This window comes from Neisseria sp. HMSC065D04, assembly GCF_001815675.1.
Classification (GTDB): Bacteria; Pseudomonadota; Gammaproteobacteria; order Burkholderiales; family Neisseriaceae; genus Neisseria.
Genome location: NZ_KV821475.1, coordinates 12,262 through 18,153 on the forward strand (window position 1 = coordinate 12,262; position 5,892 = coordinate 18,153).

Genomic DNA, 5,892 nt, shown 5'->3' on the forward strand with positions numbered 1-5,892 from the left:
ACGCCGTACTGGTTTAAAGTTAATCCACTATACTGCATTCAAACCACGTTTTCAGACGACCTTATATCGACCCTGCCGCTGACGCAAATCAAGTGCAGGCAAATCCCGCCTTTACCGATGCGCCCCGTTCGCGGATAATTGAGAACATTCCCATTTCCGTTTCCAACCTTCACAAAGGATACATCATGGCATTTCTGAAACTGACCGAACAAAACGTGCAGGGCAAAACCGTCCTCATCCGCGCCGATATGAACGTGCCGTTCAAAGACGGCAAAATCAGCGACGACACCCGTATCCGCGCTTCGCTCGCGTCCATCAAATACTGCTTGGACAACGGCGCGTCCGTTATCGTGATGACCCACTTGGGCCGCCCGACCGAAGGCGAGTTCCACCCCGAAGACGATGTCGCCCCCGTTGCCGCGCACTTGGGCAGCCTGTTGGGCAAAGACGTGAAAGTATTGAACGACTGGCGTGAAAACAAACCCGCCCTGAACGCGGGCGATGTCGTCATGCTGCAAAACGTGCGCATCAATAAGGGCGAGAAGAAAAACGATTTGGAACTGGGCAAAGCCTATGCCGCCTTGTGCGACGTGTTCGTCAACGACGCGTTCGGCACCGCCCACCGCGCCCAAGCCTCGACCGAAGCCGTTGCCCAAGCCGCGCCCGTTGCCTGCGCCGGCGTATTGATGGCGGGCGAACTCGACGCTTTGGGTAAAGCCTTGAAACAGCCCGCGCGCCCAATGGTGGCGATTGTCGCCGGCAGCAAAGTGTCCACCAAACTGACCATCCTCGAATCGCTGGCGGACAAAGTCGACCAACTCATCGTCGGCGGCGGTATCGCCAACACCTTCCTGTTGGCGGAAGGCAAAGCCATCGGCAAATCTTTGGCGGAACACGATTTGGTGGAAGAATCCAAAAAAATCATGGCGAAAATGGCGGCCAAAGGCGGCTCCGTACCGTTGCCGACCGATGTCGTCGTTGCCAAAGCCTTTGCCGCCGATGCCGAAGCGGTTGTGAAAGACATTGCCGACGTTGCCGAAGACGATATGATTTTGGACATCGGTCCGAAATCCGCCGCCGCACTTGCCGAGTTGCTCAAAGCCGCCGGCACCATCGTTTGGAACGGCCCGGTCGGTGTGTTCGAGTTTGACCAGTTCGCAGGCGGCACGAAAGCCCTTGCCGAAGCCATCGCCCAAAGCAAAGCGTTCTCGATTGCGGGCGGCGGCGACACGCTGGCGGCGATTGCCAAATTCGGCGTTACCGACCAAATCGGCTACATCTCCACCGGCGGTGGCGCATTCCTCGAATTTTTGGAAGGCAAAGAGTTGCCTGCCGTAGCCGCTTTGGAAAAACGCGGCGCGTAAGCGGTTTGACGTAAAAAAGAGGTCGTCTGAAAACCTGATTCGGGGTTTTCAGACGACCTCTTTGTATGGTTGCCGCGTTTTGACGGCAAGGCGGGGTATGTTTTATTTCAACAGGTTTTTCAAAGCCAAGCGCACGCCTTCGCCGACTTCCGTGCCTTTGGGGATGCCTTTGATGGCGGCTTTTGCCTCGCGTTCGTTGTAACCCAGTGCAATCAGGGTGTTGACGATGTCGTCCGTTTCGTCGGCGGCAGGCGCGGCAGCGAAAAGCCCGTCGGCAACGGCATGGGAAACCAGTTTGCCGCGCAGTTCCAAAACCATGCGTTCGGCGGTTTTTTTGCCGATGCCCGGGGCGGAGGAGAGGCGTTTGATGTCTTCGTCGGCAACAGCGCGGGCAAGTTCGTCGGCGGACATGGCGGAGAGTATGCCCAGCGCGGTTTTCGCGCCGATGCCGCTGACTTTGACCAACTGGCGGAACGTCGCCCGCTCGTCGGCAGTCGCAAAACCGAACAATAAATGCGCGTCTTCACGGACGACAAGCTGGGTGTACAGCTGTACGGTTTCGCCCAAGGCGGGCAGGTTGTAGAAAGTCTGCATGGATACGTCGGCTTCGTAGCCGACGCCGTTGACGTCGATGACGATTTGCGGCGGGTTTTTCTCGATGAGCTTGCCGGTCAGTCTACTGATCATGTGGATTCCGAGTGGCGTTGGCGGGGTCGTCTGAAAACGCGGTTTTGTATGATTGTGGCGTTTCAGATAACCTTGATGGTTTGGCGGGTTAAGTTTAAACCGATACGGCGTTTCCGTATGGTTTGGTCTGCGTGTATCTGAAAGATAATAAAAAAGCTGAGTTTTTCAACTCAGCTTTTTAAATTTGGTGGGTCGTGAGCGATTCGAACGCTCGACCAACGGATTAAAAGTCCGCTGCTCTACCGACTGAGCTAACGACCCGATAAGCCGTGCATTATATGGATGCGTCGGAAAGGTGTCAACTTATTTTTGCCGGTATTGCATAATTTTTTGTTTTCAATGGATTTTATCTTTCATTGTTCGGCATGTCCGATGAAAAGCGAAGCGTTTACAGCAGCCAGCCGCCGTCGAAACGGTTTAAAAATTCGCTAAATTGCTGTTGCGCCCTATGGATAACGATTGGGTCCTGCGTTTCCAATACGGCTTCAAAACGCGCCACTTCTGCGGCGATGATGTGCCGGTTGTCGCCGAGGAATTCTTCATACAGGCGTTTGGCTTTTTCCAACAGATAGATATTGTGCTGCTGATCGCGCGGATGGATTTTCAAGGCGGCGAGTTTGATCAGGGAAGCCTTGATTTCTTCAGGCGTCAGGCTTTGGCTGTTTTGACGGAAAACCTGATTGATGTGCAGATTCAGGTTTTTGTTGCTGATATCGACTTCCAAAAGCCCGTTGACGTCGTAGCTGAAGCGGACGTCTATTGATACCTGACCTTTCGGCTTGGGTGGGACGTTGACCGACAGTTCGCCCAGCTTCAGGTTTTCTTTGGCAAGCATGGACTCGCCCTGCAAAACATCGACCAAAATCACTTTCTGCCCGTCGTGGGAAGTGATGAAAGTTTCGACGCGCGAAACGGGAACGGGCATATTGCGCTCAATAATCGGGATAAACCGTCCGGTAACGTATTGGTTGCCAAGGTCCATGCCGGCTTCCGTGCCGAGCGAGAAGGGCATCACGTCGGTAAGGACGACTTCTTCCACGCTTTCGTTGCGCGCAATCAGCGCCGCCTGCACCGCCGCGCCGCGTGCGATGGCTTCGTCGGGATTGACCGAAACAAGCGGGATGCGGCGGAACAATTGGGCAATGGAATGACGGATCATCGGCATCCGTGTCGCGCCGCCGACCAAAATGATGCCGTCGATTTGCGAAGGGTGCAGTTTGGCATCGCGCAATGCGCGTTCCAGCGGTTGACGCAGGCGGCCCATTAATGGCGTGGCGGCTTCTTGGAATTCTTCGCGGCTGATGACGGCGGAGTGAACCGTGTCGCCGTAATGGAAACGGATTTCCGCCTGCATTTCTTCGCCCAGTTTGCGCTTGGCGGTTTCCAATACCTGCCACAATTCGCTGTTTTGCGCCAGTTTGTCGCTTTCAGACGACGTCAGCGTCGTGCATTTTTTCAGGAAACACTGGCGCAGCACGTTGACGAAATCTTCGCCGCCCAAGTGGTTGTCGCCCGCGCTGGCGGATACTTGGACGACGCCGTCGAAATAATCGAGTACGGATACGTCAAACGTCCCGCCGCCCAAGTCGTAAATCAAAAAGCGCGTGTCGTCGGGTTTTTCCTGCAATCCGTAAGCAAGGCCGGCGGCAGTCGGTTCGTTGAGCAAACGCAAGACGTTCAAACCTGCCATCTGCGCCGCGTTTTTCGTTGCCTGACGTTGGATGGCATTGAAATAGGCGGGAACGGTCAGAACGACATCGCATACCGGTTCCCCCAAAAAGGCTTCCGCATCTTCTTTCAGGCTTTTTAAAATCAGCGCGGACAACTCTTCGGCGCGGAACGTGCGCTTGCCCAAATGGAAAGTTTTATCCGTTCCCATAAATCGCTTGAACGCCGAGGCGGTCAGCGTCGGGGCGGTGGAGAGGCGTTCGCGTGCGGCGATGCCGGTCAGGATGCTGCCGTCTTCGGCGACGCTGATGACCGACGGTGTCAGAAAATGGCCGTGTTGGTTGGGAATCAGGCGGGTTTCGCCGTTGTGGAACTGGGCAATCAGGCTGTTGGTCGTGCCTAAGTCGATACCGATTTGCAGGGTCATGAATGTCTCGTTTCGGAGGGGGTTGAATGTGTTTCAGACGACCTTTCACATCATCCGCACTGGGTCGTCTGAAAGAGGGAAGATTGCAAAATCATAACATTTCTTCCATTTATATGGAAAATCCGGCGGCGTTTCGGACTGGCGGATGGCGGGCTGCGTTGCCGTTTGGGGGAAGGGAAAAGGGGTGGAATGGTTTTTATCGTAAGATGGGTTGTGTATTTGCCGACGTTTCTAATCCGACATTGTCCTCATTAATACAAATAAAAATAATAATTATTCTCTAATTAGGGAAAATATGTTAGGCTGATTTCTTTATTGTGTTAACGACTTAAGACGATGCCTGATATCAGCTCAACCAACCTCATCACCGCCTTCAGCATCGCCCTTGCCGCCGGATTGTTTACCGTATTGGGCAGCGGGCTGGTGATGTTTTCCAAAACGCCCAACCCGCGTGTCTTGTCATTCGGTTTGGCGTTCGCGGGCGGGGCGATGGTGTATGTGTCGCTGACGGAGATTTTCAACAAATCCAGCGAAGCCTTCGGGCAGGTTTACGACAAAGACAAAGCCTTCGCCGCCGCGACGCTGGCTTTTCTGGCGGGCATGGGATCGATTGCGCTGATTGACCGCCTTGTGCCGAACCCGCATGAAACGCTCGACCCGCACGACCCCGCCTTTCAGGAAAACAAACGCCGCCACATCGCCCGCGTCGGCATGATGGCAGCGTTTGCGATTACCGCGCACAACTTCCCCGAAGGTTTGGCAACGTTTTTCGCCACGCTGGAAAATCCCGCCGTCGGGATGCCGCTGGCGCTTGCGATTGCGATACACAATATTCCCGAAGGCATTTCCATTGCCGCGCCCGTTTATTTCGCCACCCGCAACCGCAAAAAAACCGTCCTCGCCTGCCTCGCTTCAGGGCTTGCCGAACCTTTGGGCGCGGTTTTGGGCTACACCATGCTCAAGCCGTTTTTATCGCCTTTCGTGTTCGGCGCAGTGTTCGGCGTGATTGCGGGCGTGATGGTGTTTCTTGCGTTGGACGAATTGCTGCCCGCCGCCAAGCGTTATTCCGACGGACACGAAACCGTTTACGGGTTGACGTCCGGCATGGCGGTGATTGCCCTGAGTTTGGTGTTGTTTCATTTTTAAATCTGAACTAGACAGGCGCGGCAGAGTCAAAAGCAGTGTCGAGGTCGTCTGAAACTTTAAGCGGGGCGGATTGGCTAAGAAATGCGGATAAATCGAAAAGATAAATAAAGGTAGTAAGTATAATATGCTAAAAATGTATAGGAAATCGCATATTTAAACTGCAAATTAGGCTTTTCGTAACATAAATTTACGAAATTTTATAGGTTTATTATTCAATAAAAATAGAATCTATGTGAAATTAATATCATTATTCTGCTATACTTAAAAACACTTTCTTAGTATTGACTATCCGTTTGGAGAAAAAATGTCCGAAAATTCACCTCTGCAATCCCTTCCTACTACCAACAAACGCATCATCGCCGCGGCTTTGGCGTTCTTTTTAGGTTGCTTCGGAGCGCATAAATTCTATTTGGGCTTAAACAAAGCCGGTATCATCTATTTGGCGATTGGTGTGGTGGGTATGTTTTTTGTCTATCCTGCTTTGATAGTTGTTGTCGGTTTATCTCTCTTCGACATCTTTAAATACCTGACATCTACGCCGGAAGAATTTGAAAAAGTTTATGTTGTCGGTAAGAAAGAGTGGTTTTAAGCATTGGCTGA

Annotated in this window: 5 protein-coding genes and 1 tRNA gene; 3 read left to right on the forward strand and 3 right to left on the reverse strand. The window is 53.0% G+C overall.

Features of this window, described 5'->3' with window-relative positions; all coding sequences use genetic code 11:
- The first annotated feature begins 185 nt into the window (after positions 1 to 185).
- Positions 186 to 1,364, forward strand: coding sequence for a phosphoglycerate kinase (locus HMPREF3050_RS01600; protein ID WP_049225509.1), 1,179 nt, complete (start codon positions 186 to 188; stop codon positions 1,362 to 1,364).
- 102 nt (positions 1,365 to 1,466) lie between these two features.
- On the opposite strand, the gene ruvA is transcribed toward HMPREF3050_RS01600, so the two are convergent.
- From ruvA to HMPREF3050_RS01615, 3 genes are all read right to left on the reverse strand, one after another.
- Complete coding sequence (gene ruvA / locus HMPREF3050_RS01605) at positions 1,467 to 2,051, reverse strand: Holliday junction branch migration protein RuvA (protein WP_003767617.1); 585 nt, start codon at positions 2,049 to 2,051, stop codon at positions 1,467 to 1,469.
- A gap of 185 nt (positions 2,052 to 2,236) precedes the next feature.
- Positions 2,237 to 2,312, reverse strand: a tRNA-Lys gene (locus tag HMPREF3050_RS01610).
- A gap of 127 nt (positions 2,313 to 2,439) precedes the next feature.
- On the reverse strand, positions 2,440 to 4,146 hold the full coding sequence (locus tag HMPREF3050_RS01615) for a molecular chaperone HscC (protein ID WP_070773221.1): 1,707 nt from the start codon (positions 4,144 to 4,146) through the stop codon (positions 2,440 to 2,442).
- A gap of 336 nt (positions 4,147 to 4,482) precedes the next feature.
- Between HMPREF3050_RS01615 and zupT the strand changes: the two genes are divergently transcribed.
- Together zupT and HMPREF3050_RS01625 are read left to right on the forward strand one after the other, a co-directional pair.
- The gene (gene zupT, locus HMPREF3050_RS01620) at positions 4,483 to 5,292 is read left to right on the forward strand and encodes a zinc transporter ZupT (RefSeq protein ID WP_049222900.1); all 810 of its coding nucleotides are present in this window, start codon (positions 4,483 to 4,485) and stop codon (positions 5,290 to 5,292) included.
- A gap of 304 nt (positions 5,293 to 5,596) precedes the next feature.
- A complete protein-coding gene (locus tag HMPREF3050_RS01625; RefSeq protein WP_070773222.1) occupies positions 5,597 to 5,881 on the forward strand; it encodes a TM2 domain-containing protein in 285 nt (94 codons plus the stop codon).
- Positions 5,882 to 5,892: the final 11 nt, after the last annotated feature.

Bases quoted from the DNA above. Each gene is read 5' to 3' on its own strand.
- zupT (WP_049222900.1), top strand. From the start codon at position 4,483: ATGCCTGATATCAGCTCAACCAACCTCATCACCGCCTTCAGCATCGCC.
- ruvA (WP_003767617.1), bottom strand. From the start codon at position 2,051: ATGATCAGTAGACTGACCGGCAAGCTCATCGAGAAAAACCCGCCGCAA.
- HMPREF3050_RS01615 (WP_070773221.1), bottom strand. From the start codon at position 4,146: ATGACCCTGCAAATCGGTATCGACTTAGGCACGACCAACAGCCTGATT.
- HMPREF3050_RS01600 (WP_049225509.1), top strand. From the start codon at position 186: ATGGCATTTCTGAAACTGACCGAACAAAACGTGCAGGGCAAAACCGTC.
- HMPREF3050_RS01625 (WP_070773222.1), top strand. From the start codon at position 5,597: ATGTCCGAAAATTCACCTCTGCAATCCCTTCCTACTACCAACAAACGC.